This is a genomic window from Priestia sp. HNGD-A6, assembly GCF_045784335.1.
GTDB classification, from domain to species: Bacteria; Bacillota; Bacilli; order Bacillales; family Bacillaceae_H; genus Priestia; species Priestia zanthoxyli.
The window spans coordinates 2,299,800-2,317,802 of sequence record NZ_CP138621.1; the positions used below are offsets into that span (position 1 = coordinate 2,299,800).

18 protein-coding genes, 1 tRNA gene and 1 rRNA gene are annotated in these 18,003 nt (G+C 36.7%); 4 read left to right on the plus strand and 16 right to left on the minus strand.

Annotated elements, in window-relative coordinates; translation table 11 throughout:
- Positions 1–24 precede the first annotated feature (24 nt).
- Positions 25–1,032, minus strand: a complete 1,008-nt coding sequence (gene iolC / locus SCI76_RS11585; protein WP_063247693.1) for a 5-dehydro-2-deoxygluconokinase — start codon at positions 1,030–1,032, stop codon at positions 25–27.
- 79 nt (positions 1,033–1,111) lie between these two features.
- Positions 1,112–2,134, minus strand: a complete 1,023-nt coding sequence (iolG, locus tag SCI76_RS11590; protein WP_407545212.1) for an inositol 2-dehydrogenase — start codon at positions 2,132–2,134, stop codon at positions 1,112–1,114.
- Positions 2,135–2,558: 424 nt separating this feature from the next.
- Between iolG and SCI76_RS11595 the strand changes: the two genes are divergently transcribed.
- Positions 2,559–3,839, plus strand: a complete 1,281-nt coding sequence (locus SCI76_RS11595) for an MFS transporter (RefSeq protein ID WP_033580688.1) — start codon at positions 2,559–2,561, stop codon at positions 3,837–3,839.
- Positions 3,840–3,900: 61 nt separating this feature from the next.
- Here SCI76_RS11595 and SCI76_RS11600 read toward each other — a convergent pair whose 3' ends face one another.
- A complete protein-coding gene (locus tag SCI76_RS11600) occupies positions 3,901–4,899 on the minus strand; it encodes a LacI family DNA-binding transcriptional regulator (RefSeq protein WP_028414353.1) in 999 nt (332 codons plus the stop codon).
- Between the two features lie 137 nt (positions 4,900–5,036).
- Positions 5,037–5,531, minus strand: a complete 495-nt coding sequence (locus SCI76_RS11605) for a prolyl oligopeptidase family serine peptidase (RefSeq protein ID WP_231099221.1) — start codon at positions 5,529–5,531, stop codon at positions 5,037–5,039.
- 266 nt (positions 5,532–5,797) lie between these two features.
- Here SCI76_RS11605 and SCI76_RS11610 point away from each other — a divergent pair, with 266 nt between their 5' ends.
- Complete coding sequence (locus SCI76_RS11610; RefSeq protein WP_016762907.1) at positions 5,798–6,007, plus strand: alpha/beta-type small acid-soluble spore protein; 210 nt, start codon at positions 5,798–5,800, stop codon at positions 6,005–6,007.
- Between the two features lie 232 nt (positions 6,008–6,239).
- Here SCI76_RS11610 and SCI76_RS11615 read toward each other — a convergent pair whose 3' ends face one another.
- The 4 genes from SCI76_RS11615 to SCI76_RS11630 all read right to left on the minus strand — a co-directional run bounded on the left by SCI76_RS11615 (position 6,240) and on the right by SCI76_RS11630 (position 9,968).
- Entirely contained in the window at positions 6,240–6,467 is a 228-nt protein-coding gene (locus SCI76_RS11615) for a hypothetical protein (protein ID WP_028414355.1), read from the minus strand.
- A gap of 75 nt (positions 6,468–6,542) precedes the next feature.
- Positions 6,543–7,034 carry a general stress protein gene (locus tag SCI76_RS11620; RefSeq protein WP_047751706.1) on the minus strand — a complete coding sequence of 164 codons (492 nt, stop codon included), beginning with the start codon at positions 7,032–7,034 and terminating at the stop codon, positions 6,543–6,545.
- Between the two features lie 174 nt (positions 7,035–7,208).
- Complete coding sequence (gene cls / locus SCI76_RS11625; RefSeq protein WP_407545213.1) at positions 7,209–8,660, minus strand: cardiolipin synthase; 1,452 nt, start codon at positions 8,658–8,660, stop codon at positions 7,209–7,211.
- Positions 8,661–9,137: 477 nt separating this feature from the next.
- Positions 9,138–9,968, minus strand: a complete 831-nt coding sequence (locus tag SCI76_RS11630) for a GNAT family N-acetyltransferase (protein ID WP_034268110.1) — start codon at positions 9,966–9,968, stop codon at positions 9,138–9,140.
- 147 nt (positions 9,969–10,115) lie between these two features.
- On the opposite strand from SCI76_RS11630, the gene SCI76_RS11635 reads away from it, so the two are divergent.
- Both SCI76_RS11635 and SCI76_RS11640 read left to right on the plus strand, forming a co-directional pair.
- Positions 10,116–10,289: a hypothetical protein gene (locus tag SCI76_RS11635; RefSeq protein ID WP_328173920.1), complete on the plus strand. Its 174-nt coding sequence runs from the start codon at positions 10,116–10,118 to the stop codon at positions 10,287–10,289.
- 161 nt (positions 10,290–10,450) lie between these two features.
- The gene (locus SCI76_RS11640; protein ID WP_033580693.1) at positions 10,451–10,987 is read left to right on the plus strand and encodes an SH3 domain-containing protein; all 537 of its coding nucleotides are present in this window, start codon (positions 10,451–10,453) and stop codon (positions 10,985–10,987) included.
- Between the two features lie 53 nt (positions 10,988–11,040).
- On the opposite strand, the gene SCI76_RS11645 is transcribed toward SCI76_RS11640, so the two are convergent.
- The 8 genes from SCI76_RS11645 to rrf all read right to left on the minus strand — a co-directional run bounded on the left by SCI76_RS11645 (position 11,041) and on the right by rrf (position 17,977).
- Positions 11,041–11,169, minus strand: coding sequence for a YjcZ family sporulation protein (locus tag SCI76_RS11645; protein ID WP_013055210.1), 129 nt, complete (start codon positions 11,167–11,169; stop codon positions 11,041–11,043).
- Between the two features lie 229 nt (positions 11,170–11,398).
- Entirely contained in the window at positions 11,399–12,160 is a 762-nt protein-coding gene (locus tag SCI76_RS11650) for a D-alanyl-D-alanine carboxypeptidase family protein (RefSeq protein ID WP_048020667.1), read from the minus strand.
- Between the two features lie 208 nt (positions 12,161–12,368).
- A complete protein-coding gene (locus tag SCI76_RS11655) occupies positions 12,369–13,646 on the minus strand; it encodes a LysM peptidoglycan-binding domain-containing protein (RefSeq protein WP_407545214.1) in 1,278 nt (425 codons plus the stop codon).
- A 280-nt stretch (positions 13,647–13,926) separates the two neighbouring features.
- Positions 13,927–15,699 (minus strand): PHB depolymerase family esterase, encoded by a 1,773-nt coding sequence (locus SCI76_RS11660; protein WP_048020707.1) that lies wholly within the window; start codon positions 15,697–15,699, stop codon positions 13,927–13,929.
- 248 nt (positions 15,700–15,947) lie between these two features.
- Complete coding sequence (locus SCI76_RS11665; RefSeq protein WP_048020709.1) at positions 15,948–16,445, minus strand: GNAT family N-acetyltransferase; 498 nt, start codon at positions 16,443–16,445, stop codon at positions 15,948–15,950.
- 584 nt (positions 16,446–17,029) lie between these two features.
- Positions 17,030–17,635 carry a hypothetical protein gene (locus SCI76_RS11670; RefSeq protein WP_033580913.1) on the minus strand — a complete coding sequence of 202 codons (606 nt, stop codon included), beginning with the start codon at positions 17,633–17,635 and terminating at the stop codon, positions 17,030–17,032.
- A 138-nt stretch (positions 17,636–17,773) separates the two neighbouring features.
- Positions 17,774–17,850 (minus strand) — tRNA-Met (locus SCI76_RS11675).
- Positions 17,851–17,861: 11 nt separating this feature from the next.
- Positions 17,862–17,977, minus strand: a 5S ribosomal RNA gene (gene rrf / locus SCI76_RS11680).
- Between the last annotated feature and the right edge of the window lie 26 nt (positions 17,978–18,003).

Here is an 18,003-nt window from a genome sequence, read left to right on the forward strand (position 1 = left end):
CTCTCAAGATTTTCCCTTTGTTTATTAGGCTTCCTGCAAAACTTCAGTTGCTGTCTCCATAAAGTTGAAGAGCTCAACGCTTGTCGGCATAGCATCTGAACAGCTGTGTCTTGAAATGACAATCGAAGCGGAGGCACCCCCCAATCGCATTGCCTGTGGAATTTCCAGTCCTTGCATCAATCCATAAATAAAGGCTGAAGCATAGGAATCACCAGCACCAAACGTTTTCAGAACTTTTGTTTTAAATATTCCTCCACGGTGAGACTTACTATCTCTTGTATAGGCAATAGATCCTTCTCCACCATGCTTAATCACGACGATTTGAGCATGGTGAGAAAACCAGCGCTCTGCTGTTACTTGATCATTAGATTCTTCATAATTTAAAAGTTTTTCCATCATGTCAAACTCTTCTCGCGTACCAATAATCACATCTGATTTTTCAGCAGCTAAATTAAAATAGACTGCCGTTTCAGCTTCCGATTCCCATGTATATGGACGATAGTCAATATCAAAAAACACTACAACTTCATGCTTGCGTGCGTATTCTAATGCTAGAAATACAGCTTCACGAGAAGGACTTTGTGCAAGAGCGGTTCCAGATATTAAAAGAGCCTTTGACTTCTTAATATATTCTTCTGATACTTCTGTAGGATCTAGTTTTAAATCCGCTACGTTATCTCGATACATTAAGATGCTGCAATCTGTAGGGCTCTTGATTTCCGTAAAAGCAAGCCCCGTTACAGCCCCTGTTTTATCGACAGCAATACTATCTGTATTAATCTTATTTTTTTGAAGATACCCAGTAATGAAGCGGCCCATTTGATCATCTGATACTTTTCCGATAAAACCGGTTTTTAAGCCTAGCCTTGCTGCTCCAATCGCAATATTAGCTGGAGAGCCTCCTACATATTTAGTGAATGTTTTAGTCTCTTCCATTGGACGCTGTGTTTCATTTGCATTTAAATCAATACATAAGCGACCGATAGCGATAAAATCTAACTCACGATTTTCTTTAAAAACAAGCGGATTCATCTTTACTCCTCCTTAGTTAAGCGCTTTCCTAAAAAGGCGAAAAGAGCAAGATATTCTCTTTCAGCCCACATTTCTATCATTAATTCACTGCGTATTTTTTATGTTCAATCTTCACTGGCTGCCCTGATAGTAAAGATTTTTTTGCTGCTTTAGCAATTCGTTCTGCCTGTAATCCATCGTTACCTGTACAAATTACGCTTTGATTTTCCATAATTGCTCTTGCAAACTGTGTTACTTCATCTATATATGCTTGTGTATAGCGTTCAAGGAAGAAATATAGCGGCTTCTCTTTCACTACACTTTCGCCTGTTGATATTTCTACTGTAGTTGGACGGCAATTATCAGCAGTAGCGGAACCTTTTTCACCAAAAACTTCAAGGCGCTGGTCGTAACCGTAGACAGCTTGACGACTGTTATCAATCACGCCTAAAGCTCCGTTTGCAAATTTTAATGACACAATTGCCGTATCTATATCCCCTGCTTCTTCAATAGCAGGATCGATGAGCGTCGTCCCGTAAGCCGATACTTCAATTACTTCACTGTCCATTACATAACGAGCCATATCAAAATCATGAATCATCATATCCATGAACAATCCTCCTGAAGCGCGGACGTATTCTGGACTCGGAGGCTGAGGATCTCTGGAGGTGATTTTTAAAATGTGCGGCTGTCCTACTTCTCCTTGCCGTACAAGATCATGCACTTTTTTAAAGTTGGGATCAAATCGTCGGTTAAAGCCAACTTGAAGCTGTACGCCGTGTTCTTTTACTACTTCTAACGCTTGGATTGTTTCTTCTACTGAAAAACTAACGGGCTTTTCACAGAAAATATGCTTTTTCGCTCGAGCAGCTTCTTCAATAATCGATGCGTGCGTATTCGTTGGCGAACAAATGAAAACGGCATCAATTTCTGAATCTGCTAATAAATCTTGATAATTTGTTGTTAACGTTGAAATTCCTTTACTTGCAGCCCACTCGTGCAAATGATCTACCACTACGTCTGAAACCGCTTTAATTTTTATTTGCGGCATTAATTTTAAATTATCAACATGTAATTTACCTATTCGTCCAGCACCAATTATTCCAATTGTAAGAATCCCCATCTTATTTTCCCCTTTAATTAAAAGTTAAGAAAACATTCGCTCAAACCTATTTTTAGGTTAAGCGCTTTCCTATTTCCAATTATACATACTGTTTTTTGAAATGCAACATTTTTTATAGATTATTTAGAATATTTGTTTTTTATTCATCTGATTGTACAGTATGAAAAACCTTATTTTTATCTATTTATGCTTAAAATTAAGGGAATTCTCTATATTTAAGTATTCTTATAATAAGGGAAAGTTATTATAATCTTATCTACTATTATTTCCACTGTCGAAATCATTTAATTGAAAATTAGATATATTTAAAATTTTAATTGACGTTTAAAAAATGTAAGCGTATACTTTTTATCAAATAGATTAAGCGCTTAACCAAATTAGTTTGATGTTTTCAACAAAATAATCGATCTGGTGGTGTGGAAAAATGAATGAATTTATTTCCAGAAAAACAGCTCTTGACAGGATTGGGATCCCTTCTCATTTAACGTGGGGATACATAGGTATTATTGTTTTTATGATTGGCGATGGCTTAGAACAAGGATGGTTATCTCCTTATCTTGTAGAAAGAGGTTTAACCATTGAACATGCTGCTTTACTTTTTACCGTTTACGGTATTACGGTCTCTATTTCTTCCTGGTTCTCCGGCGTACTGGTTCAGCTGTGGGGTCCTAGAAAAGCAATGGCATTCGGCTTGATATCCTTTATTATTGGTTCAATTGGATTTATAGGTATAGGACTTCATATTATGAATTACACAATTATATTAATTTGTTATGCTCTTAGAGGATTTGGCTACCCTTTATTTGCTTACTCATTCTTGGTCTGGGTGTCTTACCGCACGCCCCAGGAAATGCTTTCAAAAGCAGTAGGGTGGTTTTGGTTTGTCTTCCAGCTTGGTTTAAGCGTAATCGGAGCTTTTTATTCCAGTTACATGGTTCCTAAAATCGGCGAAATTGCTACCTTGTGGAGTGGTTTACTTTTTGTTTTGATCGGCGGAATCTTTTCAATTATCATGAATAAAGACAGATTTACCGTTCAAAAAGTAAGCGATAACAAAACAAAAGAATTAATGAAAGGGATTACAATTGCATTTGAGAACCCTAAAGTAGGAATCGGTGGAGTTGTAAAGATTATTAACTCCGCTGCTCAATTTGGATTTGTTGTCTTCTTGCCAACCTATATGATGAAACACGATTTCACAATGAGCGAATGGCTTCAAATCTGGGGCACTCTGTTTTTTGTGAATATGGCTTTTAATATTATTTTTGGTATTGTTGGAGATAAATTTGGCTGGGTAAATACAATCAAATGGTTTGGTGGAGTAGGATGCGGAATTGTAACACTCGCTCTTTACTATGTACCTCAATTCGTAGGACATAATTATTGGGTAATGATGATTGTCGCATGCTGTTACGGTGCAACACTGGCAGGATATGTCCCTCTTACAGCGTTAGTGCCTTCCTTAGCTCCGGAGAATAAAGGAGCTGCGATGTCCGTATTGAATTTAGGATCTGGACTTTCTGCTTTTGTAGGCCCTTTAATTGTAACTATTTTCATAGGTCTTTTAGGCACGGGCGGCGTAATCTGGATCTTTGCTTGCCTATATTTCTTTGGAGCTTTTTTAACGGGTTTCCTTACAATTCCAACAGAAACAACAGTCAAAGGCGAAACAATAAACGAAGTCAAAAATCCGGTCTCTCTATAAATATTATTAAGTAAAAAAGCTGCATGTGCCTGGGCACATGCAGCTTTTTCTTTTCTCTGTTTTATAGCTTTTTTACCGACGCACGTTCTACTAGTTCTGGAATAATTGTTATTCGCTGCTTTGCATGCTCTTCTTTTTTCATAGACTTTAACAGCTGTTCGAACGTACTAGTTGCCATCTGCGAAATAGGTTGTTCAATCGTTGTCAAACCAGGCTCAGCAATATCGGCATAAATTGTATTATCAAATCCAATTACCGACAGATCTCCTGGAATTGAAAGCCCCTGCTTTCTTGCCTCATTTATGAGGGATATTCCAATTAAGTCCGTACATGCAAAGACTGCTGTCGGCCTATTAGGCAAAGAAAGCAGCTGTTTACTTGCTCTTCTGCTATCTTCTACTGTTGAATAACAGCTGATAATGGACTGATTTTCTAGTGATAAATTTGCCTCTGTGAGCGCTTGTTTAAATCCTGCTAATCGCCCCTCACTGCTTTTTCTATCTTTTTCAGTGATAATCGTTACCGATTGATGACCTTTTTCTATTAAATACGTACCTGCGATATATCCTCCGCGAACGTTATCAATTGTCACTACATGCGTTGAGATAGAAGGATGATCAACTGAAAACAATACAAGTGGTACATCATGCTTCACAATTTTCTTTACGAGCTTCGTATCATTTAGTTCGGTTGCGATAATAATTCCATCTACTTGCTTTTTGAATAAAAGATCTATGTATTCATGCTCACGTTCTGTTTGATGATCCGTACTGCATAAAAAAAGCGTGTATCCCGCTGCTCTGGCACTATTCTCAAAAGCTCTTGCTACCTCTGCGAAAAAAGGATTAGAGATGTCAGGAACTAGCACGCCAATTGTGTATGTCTTTTTCCCAGTTAACGCAGCTGCAACACTGCTAGGCTGATAATCTAATTCCATCATTACTTCATTTACTTTTTTTATCGTTTTTTCACTAATACGGCCTGTCTGATTGATTACTTTGGATACAGTGGCTATCGATACCCCTGCTTTTTTCGCAACATCGTAAATGGTTGGTTTCACTTTCACTGTTCCTTTCTTCGTGATCTCTTTCCTTATTTTATCACGAAAGTATTCAATCGTTTATTTTAGATATATGCTTTAGCTTTAAAAGAGACATAAAAAAGCTGCTCTACTTGAAACAGCTTTTTTATAAATGATTAATTGTTGTTCAACGATTGCTTGCTCATCCATTTCATTATGGTTGTTGTAGCTCCATTTATTTTAGCGTTGGGTTCATTATTATACAGATATATCCAAGATGAATGCCCGTTATACTGATAGGGCGAACCATCATTATTTTTGTATAAACCCGTGGTGTCATGCACATCTTCAAATAGTGATAAATAAGCATTATTTGCATGGCTTTTCACCAACCGTTCATAAGTTGGAAGAGTGTTAATCGTTGGTGGAAGAACCGTATCATTTTTAGCGGCTACGAACCAAATAGGCGTTTCTTTCATCTTTTCAAGATCTTGATCCGTAATTAATCTATCATTTAGTCCTTCACATACTGGAAATGCTGCTGCAAAATAGTTTGGATAATCACGAATCATAAGCATAGTCATATATCCGCCGTTAGATGCTCCTCCGATATAGATTCTATTGGGATCAATATCAGGATTTTTAGCAACATATTCTTGAATTAGTGCCATCAGTGATTCTTTATAAATAGAATAGGAATATTAACATTCTCATTCTATTTCGAATAATATGTAACCGCTTACTTACTTGTGTTCTATTTTACGTGACCTCTCTCTCTTTCTACACATAATTATTTTCCGTTACCTAGTGGAAAACTTTGTAACTATATTCCAATAAGCATATTCTATAAGTCCTTGAAAAAATTTTTTTATTTTATGTATAAAAACTATCTATTAATCAAATCATAATCTTAACCTTATAAAAGGAGTTGATTATGATGGCAAACAGCAGAAATAAGAGCAGCAACGAATTAGCAGTACACGGTGCTCAACAAGCAATCGATCAAATGAAGTATGAGATCGCTAGCGAATTTGGCGTAACTCTTGGTCCTGACACAACTGCACGCGCAAACGGCTCAGTAGGCGGAGAAATCACAAAACGCCTTGTGCAAATGGCTGAACAGCAACTTGGCGGCGGACGTTTCTAAATCACTATCATAAGCAATACGGCTGGAGGAAGAGCGAATGACCGTTCTTCCTTTTTCCCATTTTTATATAATGTCTTATCGCGTTTCTTCTCATCTATATGTATCTAAAACAAAATCACTACCCCCATAACGTTCACATCCGGTTATATAAGATTCTCTTTCTCTCACAATAGACTGTGTATAATAAAACATAAAAAGAAGTTCCTTTTATAGGAACTTCTTTTATCTCACTTTATAAATGTGCAAGCTCTTCAGATATCTTTTCGGTCTTTGCTTTGAGCTGTTCTTGCTGACCTTCTAAATCAGCGATTACAGCTAACACTTCTGTATTGGTCGGTTCTTCTTCATACTGTTTTAACGTAGCGACAAGAGACTGTGAAACTTTGATGAGCTCTTGATTAACTTCTTGCTGCTGTTTTAAATAGTCAAGTTCATATTCCGTTTTTTCTAGATTTCTCATCGGTCCCCTTCCTTTCGTTAACTAGCTTTTATTTAAGAACGCAGTCTTTTATTATCTTATTTAGTTCCTTCAACATTACCTTATTTTATTTTCGTGATTGCCGTATAACATTTTTTCATTCATTGGGTCAGCTGATTTTTCAGCAGGTGTCACGGTTTGTCCTAGAGCTGAATTGTGTTTATCATGCTCAACTGCGTCTACCATCAGCAAAACTTTTCCGTTTTTAAGATCAGATACATACGAGGAAGCTTCCGCAGCAGGTACACCATATTCGGTTAATTGATTTTCGATTCGATTAACATCTTGATCCATTTTTTCTTCAGACGAAGTAAAAGCATTTTTTATTTTCTCCATAAAGGATTGATGGTGCTTTGAGTGTTGATCTGTATCAACTGTTTGCACATCGATTCCTGCAGAACGCTCAATCACTTCTGTATTTTCATGATGCGGACCACTGTTTGTCAAAACAGAAAGTGCACTGTCCGGATATCCCTGTGTTTTTAAATTTCGAATCGCTGTAATAACGGCCTCTTCTGAATCATACGTACCTACTACATTTTTTGTCATTTTCTATTCCTCCTAGGTATTATCATTTTTTAGCTTGTTATAGTATTAATACCCTTGGATTTTTTGGTAAAACTTTTTAACTTTATCTCTAGCTCTCCTTACAAGGAGAAACCAATAAAACAACAGACCTGAATCTAAAAATTCAAGTCTGTTTCATGATATCAATGATTTTTATTATAAAATTGGTGACAGTAAGCGAGATACCGCTTCTTTAAATTTTATAAGAAGAGAGCGCTCTTTATATCGTTCAAACGTTAATTTTGAACTGCATTGCACATCTTCAAGAAACAGGTTCTGCAACTTTTTGGAAATAGGCTGGTCATATACAACTGCATTCACTTCAAAATTAAGGCTGAAACTTCGCGGATCGATATTCGTCGTTCCTACAGAAGACACTTCATTATCTACTACAATCGTTTTAGCATGCAAAAAGCCTTTTTCATAGAGATAAATATTCGCACCGTATGCCAGCAGTTCCCCTACATGAGACCACGTAGCCCAATAAACAAAAGGATGATCAGGTTTGTTTGGAATCATAATATGAATCTCTACTCCAGATAATAAAGCAATTTTACAAGCATCCATAAAGCTTGCGTCAGGAATAAAGTAAGGCGTTTGAAGGTATACACTTTCTTTGGCCGACATAATCAATGAGATATACATGTTTTTCAGGTGCTGGGTAGTCGAATTGGGACCGCTTGCTACAATTTGTACAGGAACTGTTCCAGAATGAGTTTCTGTACGATGCAAAAATTGTTCCAGTTCAATTGGCTGCTTTGTTGCTTGATGCCAATCTAAAATGAATCGCCCTTGAATATCGTTCACTGACTCTCCTTTAATGCGAAAATGAGTGTCTCTCCAATAACCCATTTTTGGATCTAACCCTAAATATTCATCTCCTACGTTAAATCCTCCTATGTATGCTACTTCACCATCGATAATACAAAGCTTTCGATGATTTCGATTGTTAATCCGAAAATTAATTAAGCGAAGAATTGAAGGGAAAAATGCCTGTGCTTCGCCGCCATATGAAATAAGCTCCTTAAAGAATGATGGCGTCATTTTTCTAGATCCTACTTCATCATAAAGAACGCGAACCTTTATGCCTCCTTTTGCTTTTTTTGTTAGCTCATCTCTTAATTTTTTCCCAAGATTATCTCGTTGAATAATATAATATTGAATATTAATTTCTTTTTTAGCATTTCGAATATCCTCAAACAATGCCTCAAATTTTTGATTACCGTCACTGAAGATATCAATTTCGTTGTCGATGCGCACAAGTGACTTAGAAGAATTTAAATTAGTGAACAGCAGTTTATTATGTTGGATTAATAAATCATTTCGATATTCATGGGTCGCTTTAAGTTCTTTTAATTGCTCTTCCACTGAAGATCTTAAATATTCCCGCTCATCAGATGACAATTTATAAAAGTTTTTCTGTTTTAGCTGTCTTCCAAAGAAAAGATATACAATAAAACCGACAATTGGTATAAAAAATAAAATAAGAAGCCACGCCCATGTAGATCCTATATCTCTTCGTTCAATGAAAATAAGAATACCGGCTAATAAAATATTAATAGCTGTTACAACAGATACACTTAGTGTAAAGATATGGGCAAATTCCATCCTTTTACTCCTTTCTTTCTACTACATCACTTTATTAACTCATTCCCTTTTTTAACGTTCTCATTCACTTTACTATACATAACACAGATGGCTTTCTTTTTCATCTTTAGGATCCAAATTTTATTGTTTTTTCTTTTTTGCTACACTAAAAATGTGAAATATTTCTTTTTATTGTGTATTAAAAACAAGGGGGGAGATAATTTGTTTTTTTCGTTTATTTTTCTTAGCCTCATCAATGTATTTGTCAGTATTAGCCTGGGGTATACGGCTTATCAATTATTTAGAAAAGCATTTATTGGAGGTATTCTTACGTGTATCCTTGCTTGCAGTGCTCCGATCTTATTTGTATGGCCTTCCCTGTTTTTATCAACGGGCATATCACTTTTTCTCTACTTTCTCATTATTTACTCAAAAATGCACATATCATCTAATATGTAAATAAAAAACACGAAAATCTAAGATTTCCGTGTTTTTTATCTACAAGCTGTATACGTAATAATCCTGCACGTGATATGAATCGAAGCCGCATGTTTCGTAAAGTTGCAAAGCGCGTTTGTTTTTTGCTTCAACCTCAAGAAATACATCATATCCTAGCTGATGCTGCTGTAAAACGACTTGTTTTAAAGCAGCCTTTCCTATTCCTAATTTTTGATAGGAAGGTAAAATACCAAATCCATAAATCCATGCTTCGCTTTTATCATAAGATACCCTTAACTTTCCAACCGCCTGACTATTGTACTCTACGATAAAATGATTTTGCTGTTCTTCCGTTTTCATTTGCTCATAATAAGCAGCTGCTTCTGTTAAAGACATACCAAAGCATTCCATATCAACTTGCATTTCCATTTTCATATCGGTATCTAATAGGGAAGAGCGAAGTGTAACAAAGGGATTATCATCTTCTAATTCTTTTTTCACCCACTTCATTTGATATTCTGAAAAAGTAAATGAACATGGAATCTTCTTTAAGAACTCCCTGCCTGAAATCGAATCGCCAGGAGCATTTAATAAAATCTCTGTATACTCACGCTTCTTACACATATGTAAAGCTTGAGAAAACAGCTTTGAAAAAATCTTTTTTCGGCGATAGCTAGGATCGACCATTCCGCATATTTCTACTGTATTCCCAAACCCATAAAGACCAATAAATCCAACAAGCTGATTATTTTCATAATAAAAAAAATCGTTAACTTCATTTTGTTTTCGACTTCGTAACATGTCAAAATTCAGCTTCAGCTCTATTTTTTCTTCTTGTTGGCAAATAGACTGTAGCTTTTGTATATCTTCTAGTACATGTTGTTTTAACATACGTATCCTCCTGCATCTCTCTTTTTATTATAAGTTCGGCTTTGTTTAACTTTTTCCTTTCATCTTTAGCGCAATGACCGAATAATTATAGGGTAAAGCACGATCAAAAAGCGTATAGAGTAATTAAACTAAATAGGCGGGGTGCTTATGAAAAAGACCATTTTAATAAGTTTTATTGCACTAGTTGCTTTAACCATTATTTATTGCCTGCAGAAAGAATTTATTTTTGCTTTAGCTTTGTGGAGTATTTATGGGACAGTATTATCAATTTTTGTATATTTTTCTTTTCATAAATCAACGGAAGATCCCGAGGATGAGTAACAATAGCGCTATTAAAAGGTCTGTGAAATAAACCTTTTTACAGACCTTTCGTAAATTTACAACTAGGATGCATGTTGGTAACAATTTAGAAACAAGTATTCTTTATTCTTAGTGTTATAGAAAAAGATATAACCTATTTCACTAAGGAGTTGGATATTCGCATGAAGACAATTACAAAATCTATATCGGTTTTTGCATTAGCAGCTGGCTTTACTTTTTCATCTCTATCTGGAACACTGCCATTCACTCACGAGCAAACAGCAAGTGCAGCAGAAAAAATAAACGCACCGTTCAGCGTATATGAAGTGACAGCAAACGTACTCAATATACGTTCAAAACCTAGCACTCAGGGAAAAATTCTTGATACATTAAGAAAAAAAGATCAAATTGAAGTAGTCAAGTTTGTAAATGCAGACTGGGCTGCCATTAAAATAATTGGCGGCACCGGATATATCAGTACTTCCTATTTAATGAAAGTCCCTACTACTGTTCATACAGCTGCTAACCTTAATTTACGCACAGGGCCTAGCACAAGCAACAAAGTTGTAACAACTGTTCCTAAAGGAAAAAGCGTCAGCTTCTTAGCTTGGGGCTACTCAAAAGATAACAAGCTTTCATTTGATTGGGCTTTTGTAGAATACAACGGCTTTAAAGGATATGTAAGCACTTCGTACTTACAGTTACCTAGTTATAGATAAAAATAGATAACTCCCTTGAATTATTTCAAGGGAGTTTATTTATGGACACCTTATTAATAGTGCCCTGCCCATGAAGCACCGATGATGATTAGTAAAATAAATAGCACAACGATTAACGCAAAGCTACTTCCGTGACCTGCTCCGTATCCATAACCATAACCATAACCTCCGTAAAAACTCATTTTCTTTCACCTCCCTTTTTTGTAGAATATGTGAAGGGAAATGAAAACGAACATGAGTATTCTTTATCACAAAATTCATTATAATTTATAAGCGTTAACTCTTTTACTAGTAAGGCATAGGATATAGCATCCCGTGGTTCATCTCTACATCTTTCCCTCGTTCCAACTTTTAAAGTAAGGGTATATTCCAGCAATACAAAAAAAGAAGAGTTTATATAACTCTTCTTTTTTACTGAACTGGATTATCAACTTGCATGTAGTCATTATAATATTCTTCTAACGTAATTCCTTTTTTATACACTTTAGAGGCAAGTTCTTTTCCGACAAATCGTATATGCCACGGCTCATATTTATAACCTGTAATCTGCTGCTTTCCCTCTGGATAGCGAACAATGTATCCATATTTATATGAATTTCTTTCAATCCATTTGGCTTCAGGAGTATCTTTAAAACAATCTTGGGCCGCACACTTACCTGTGCTGCTTGATACATCTATACTTAAACCAGTCTGATGCTCACTGCTGCCTGGATGGGCGCTATAATGACTGGCTGCCGCTTCTCCATCTTGCTTTATGTACGCTTGATAAAGAGATTCCTGGCGAATTTGAGAACGATAAGCGGAAACACCGGCTAGGTAAATCCCTTCTCGTTCAGCAGCTGAAAACATTCTTTCTAACGCTTTTGCTGCTTCTGTACGCATTTGTCGCTTTTCAATTTTTTCTTTAAATATAAACCGAACGTCCGGGTATACAAGGTCAGCGGGTTCATAGTGATCAGGAAGAAGATTTTGTTTATTTACTAGCACGGAAATGGATTCGGGGTTCCCAACAACTTCTATGCTATTTTGCTTCTGTTTAGAAGAAGATAAAGGATTATGATCAGACGTGTTCAAATGATCGTCGTGCCGAAATAATCCCTGATAGCCTAGATACGAGAATCCTGCGATCACACCCAGCACTATTAGTAATGCTATTTTTTTATAAAATTTCATATTTCTATACTCCTGACATAATTTAAGCTTTTTAAGACACTCAAACATTGTATATAAATTAAGAAATAATTACTAATATAACAAACTAATTCCTACTATAAATTTCAGTATGCCCCGACCTATTTTTTTCAAACGTTTATTTTAAGCATAAAAAAAGAGATGTCTTCTAAAAGACATCTCTTCTTACTTCTATTCTATAATACTAGTATTAGTCGATAACTGTAATTTTAACTGATCTTCTGCCCCAGTCTTGTGCAGCACTATCTGAAGAAACGAATACGTCAATTCGATTTCCTTTAATTGCGCCACCCGTATCTGCCGCTACAGCTTGACCATAACCTTCAACGTATACTTTTGAACCTAATGGAATAACGCTAGGATCAACCGCAATTACTCGTTGATTTGGATTTGATTTTAAATTTACTCCAGTAGCTGTCGTACCACTGCATCCAGCACAGTTAGCTGTATAAGCTGTTGCTTCAACAGTCATAGACTTGCCGCTAGCTTGCTGTTGAGACTGCTGTTGCTGTTGAGCTTGTTGTTGTTGCTGTTGAGCTGCTTGTTCTTTTTGTGCCTGCTCTTGGGCTGCTGCTTGAGCTTGCTCTTGTTCTTTTTGTGCTTGCTCTTGGGCTGCCTGTGCTTGTGCTGCTGCTTGAGCTTGCTCTTGTTCTTTTTGTGCTTGCTCTTGGGCTGCCTGTGCTTGTGCTGCTGCTTGAGCTTGCTCTTGTTCTTTTTGTGCTTGTTCTTGGGCTGCTACTTGAGCTTGCTCTTGTTCTTTTTGTGCTTGTTCTTGGGCTGCTACTTGAGCTTGCTCTTGTTCTTTTTGTGCTTGTTCTTGGGCTGCTACTTGAGCTTGCTCTTGTTCTTTTTGTGCTTGTTCTTGTGCTGCTACTTGAGCTTGCTCTTGTTCTTTTTGTGCTTGCTCTTGTGCTGCTACTTGAGCTTGCTCTTGTTCTTTTTGTGCTTGCTCTTGTGCTGCTACTTGAGCTTGCTCTTGTTCTTTTTGTGTTTGTTCTTGGGCTGCTTGTTCTTGCTGAGCTTGTGCCGTTTGAGACTGCTGCACTTGTGGAGCTGCCTTTGCTACTGGCGCACTAGCTGTTTGAGATTGAGCTGCTTGTGCCGCTTTAATTTTAAATTGTTCTCCAGGGAAAACTAAGTCTGATGTTAAACCGTTCCATTCTTTAATTTCTTCTACTGTTACGCCATAATGTTGACCGATTGACCACAAAGTGTCACCACGTTTTACAGTATGTACGATTTCTTTTATGCTAGATAAGTTTAGTGTCTGATTTGGATAAATTAGTGTTGATGTTAAGTTATTAGCATCTTTTAGCTCGTCTACGCTCACATTATGATTTTGAGCGATTTTCCATAAAGTGTCACCTTTTTGCACTTCATACGTTCCGCTTGTAGAGGCAGATGCTGCACCTACAAATCCTGCTGAAAGAATTGCCGTTGTCCCTAGAGTAAATACAAATTTCTTCATTTTCCGAATACCTCCTTATTTACTCAATGACTGAATGATACCACCTGTTCATTTCACTTCCATTACAGGAATATTTTACTTTTATTACGGATTTAATTAATTTTAAACATTTTCTTGTAATATTTCTGACAATTCATTTTTGAATAATGATTAAATTTCATCAAAATCATGTCAAAATTTGAAGAAAACTCTATAAAAAGTTGGAGTTGTATTCGGTGATAAAAGTAACTTATCAGCAAAAAAAAACCTTCTAAAAGCTAACTGCTTTTAGAAGGTTTTTTTACTTATATGAAACAGTTAAAGTTGGAGCATATGCATGATTGTCGCCCCCATAAATTTCAACTACGTCACTTAAAAAGTCCGCTGAACCTGAGCTTGACAAGCGAAACTGAGTTTTGCCGTTCCTATTCATATATCCCAAAAGTGAGGAAGGAAGTTGAATAGTTGTATATCCATTATCGAGTGAAGGCACTGACATTTGGAAGTCCGCTGAAATAGATGGTGAGGCCTGGTAATCTATTTGTTCTAAAGCACTGCTAGTTCCAAATACACCGCTTTTAATATCGCCTTTCAAAGATGAAATATTACCAGTTGAAGATTTGCGATAAATTTTCAAAGATACATCCGTAATACTTGCATCATCAGGTAAAGAGCTTGTATCAAAAGATAAAATGGTTCGGTATGTGTCGGTATTGTACATTCCCTTATCCCCAATTTTATGAATGGAACTACTCATACCGTCAGCTGATAAATTTCCGATAAATCCATCTTCAGCAGCAAGCGAAGAAAATACTGAGGATTTCTCTGAAGTTCCAGAAATTTGATAAACTTCCGTCTTTACTCCCTCTTGATTACCCGCAGCGTCTACACTAAAAAATTTTATTGTTTTGCTAGAGTTGATGCTAATAGGCTCAGAATACTTTAGAGAATTAACAGTTGGTGTACTTCCATCTAATGTATAGTAAGTGGTGGCAGGTTCATTGGGTGATAATGTGACAGAAACAGAACTTCCATACGTTCCTCCCGCTGGTGAAGCAGCTGTAACCGGCGGGGATATATCTCCTGGATTAGGAGCGTCACCATTCTTCGGATGATTTTTAAAAAAGTTCCAACTTAATTTAGTTGCATTTGGCCCTTTAGGATCTGTATAAGAACCGGATGTACTTCCCCCTGACCAAGCATGTCCCATTCCTTCTATCATGTACTTTTCCATTACTGTTTTTCCTGCTGTATCTTTGTAAATATAGTGCGTATAGCTTCTTCCACCAGATACTGTACCTGGTAAAGTTTGATCTGCCGTATCATCAATATTATTATTATCCAGTCCATCAGACGCTCTATCATTTGTTTGAGCCCATTGCGATAGTATTTGATGCGCATTTATAGGGGCAACAGTGTAGTCAGCTGTCCCATGAAACAAAATAACCGGAACCACTCGCTTATGCTCTCCCATGGCTGAATAGGCTAAATCTCCTTGTTGGATAGGATTAGGACCTCCACTGCTCATTGCTGTATAAGCACCTGTTACACTAGTGGCTGCTTTATATTCTAAGCCCGCCCCAACGCTGATAGCCGCAAATATGTCTGGATAAGTAGCTCCCATAATAACACTCATAGCTGCACCAGCAGATAGCCCTCCAACAAAGACTTGGTCGGCATCTATTGAATAACTGCTTTTTATTTGATTAACCATTCCAGCAATTAACGCTGGTTCACCGCTTCCCCTTGATTGATGAGCAGTATCAAACCAGTTCCAACACTTATTTGAATTAGCAGAAGAGGGCTGTTCTGGATAGAGGACAAAGAACTTCTCTGTTTCTGCCAGTGCATTCATTTGTGTTCCTGCTGCAAATTGATCAGGGTCTTGAGTACAGCCATGTAGCATAACTACTAGAGGTAAGGCAGCACCTCCCTGATAACTGCTAGGTACGTACAGTTTGTATGTTCTTCCGTTATATGTTTTAGAGGTAAAACTTCCTGCGGCTGAAGAAGATACAGCACCTAAAGATAAAAAAAGCATAAAAATCATCCCTGCTATAAATAATCGTTTCATCTTCCTGCTTCCTCCTTATATTGATATGGTTATACTTAGCAGCAAACGTACATATCGGTATGGTATGGAAATGAATAAGAGTTACTAGTAAGATGATAGCAAGGTTTTATGTAATAAAATTTATATTGACTGCGCGATTTGCCTACAGGTATGAGGACAAATAAAAACATTCATCTCCAAATAAAGAAAACGCTTACATAAAATTGTAAACGATTGTGTCGATAAATACTATAAAAAAGACATACCTTTTAAAAATAGACCGGTATGTCTTCTATGGATTGCTTACTTAAGTATTCATATTGTGACTCGCTGCAATTTACCATAGCAATGGATTGAGGATAACGCTGTAAATGAGAAGGGAGCTCCTTAAACCCAAACTGATGATAATATTCAGGAAGAATATCGCTATAAAGCATAAAAATAGCGCTGCGCTTCTCTATCTTCATCTTTTTAAAAAAGTCTTCAAGCATATCTCGGCCATAGCCCATTCGTTGATAAAGCTGATGAACAACAACGGACCCAATACCATGCAAAGCAAACTTTAATCGAGGAGTTTGTAAAAGAAGCAAAATAAATGAACCAATAATTTGATTCTCTTCATTTACATATACATACCGAATTCCATATGTTTCTTCTTTTTGATTATCTCTAACATACTCTTTGTACGTCCTGCCTTTAGGCCATGCCGCATATCCCATTTGATAGACTTCTGCCAATTCTTCAGACTTTATTTTTCTTAATAACATGAACATCCCCTCTTTATTTATAATCCCATACGTCAGCAGACATTTTTTATAGAGTTAAAAATAGTTCCTGTATGTATATATTATACTTCATCCTACGGAAGCTTTCTTGCTCGGAGTACTATTAACAGCTAATATGTAGGCTGCTTTCTCAAAAAACTAGAAAGATTCCTGATAGTTGTTCTTCACCCATATCAGTCATATATGTAAAGATACTCTTTATCATTCCATAAAAACATAGAGATGTAAATATATTTCCAGCTTCACTTAGCATTCATTATGTATCACCTATCAAAAAAGAGATTGGGCCATAACGAAATGAATGCAATCTAAAGACGAACAACCCGGATAAATAACCTGGGATGCTTGTTCCGCCGCTGTTGCTTTACGTGCAAGGCTTCGCTTTCCGCGAGCGGGCGATGGAGCCTTGCCCTCCAACCAACAGCTAGAAGCACCTCCTACTGAAACCTACGTTCACCATGACCATTAAAAAACACGAACTATCTATTTTTGATAGATAGTTCGTGTTCAACGCTAACTAAACTGCTTTTGTCCCAGCATCTTTATAGTAAAAGTAATCATCATTTTTAAGCTTTTTCGTTCTCTACATACTCCACTAGATGAAAGAAAAAGCGATATGTAAGAACAAGAGCTTCACCTATTGACATTTTTTCATCAAACTCTTTTATAGCATCTAACTCAATATTCACATCCCATAATCCATCTTTATCATTAAATAAAAGCTGGACGCTTGTTGGGCCGTCATTAAGCTCTTTAGCAAAAAATTGTTTTAGTACAGAACCGAATTTTTTTTGCATATGTAACCCCGTTAATACTTTATATGTGCCAAACACATCATCCACTTCAAAAGAACATCCATCAAGCTTAATAAATTCAAACCATTTTGATTCTACATATAGAAATTCACTTCTGTGTTCTTTCAAGTAAGAAAGAGGAGTATCTAAAAACGAAAGAGGAGATTCTTCTGCGATCAGCTCGTCCGTTTCTTTGTCTACTCTTTCGATATAAGAATCTTTAAAACGTGAAGATGCCTCTTTTTCTTCTATCATCAGGTTTTGCGGCACCAACTCTTTTTGCAACGCATATTCCTTTTCTTCTTGATATAGAGATAAAGATTGACCTTGAACGTTCATTTCTTTTTCAATATAAGTTTGAATATTACTTTGTAACATAAAAAACCTCCTGATTAATCTGCATCACTATCTTATATCATAACCTAAACAAGTGTTTATAAATATAGCCAAACAAAAAATCCTTAGGCTATGCCTAAGGATAGTAATAATATATTCAAGTATGTATAAAAGATAATTTGGTTGCGGGGACAGGATTTGAACCTGCGACCTTCGGGTTATGAGCCCGACGAGCTACCGAACTGCTCCACCCCGCGATAATAAAAATGCCTGGCAACGTCCTACTCTCACAGGGACAAAGTCCCAACTACCATTGGCGCTAAAGAGCTTAACTTCCGTGTTCGGTATGGGAACGGGTGTGACCTCTTCGCTATCGCCACCAGACAAGAGATTGCTCTCTCAAAACTAGG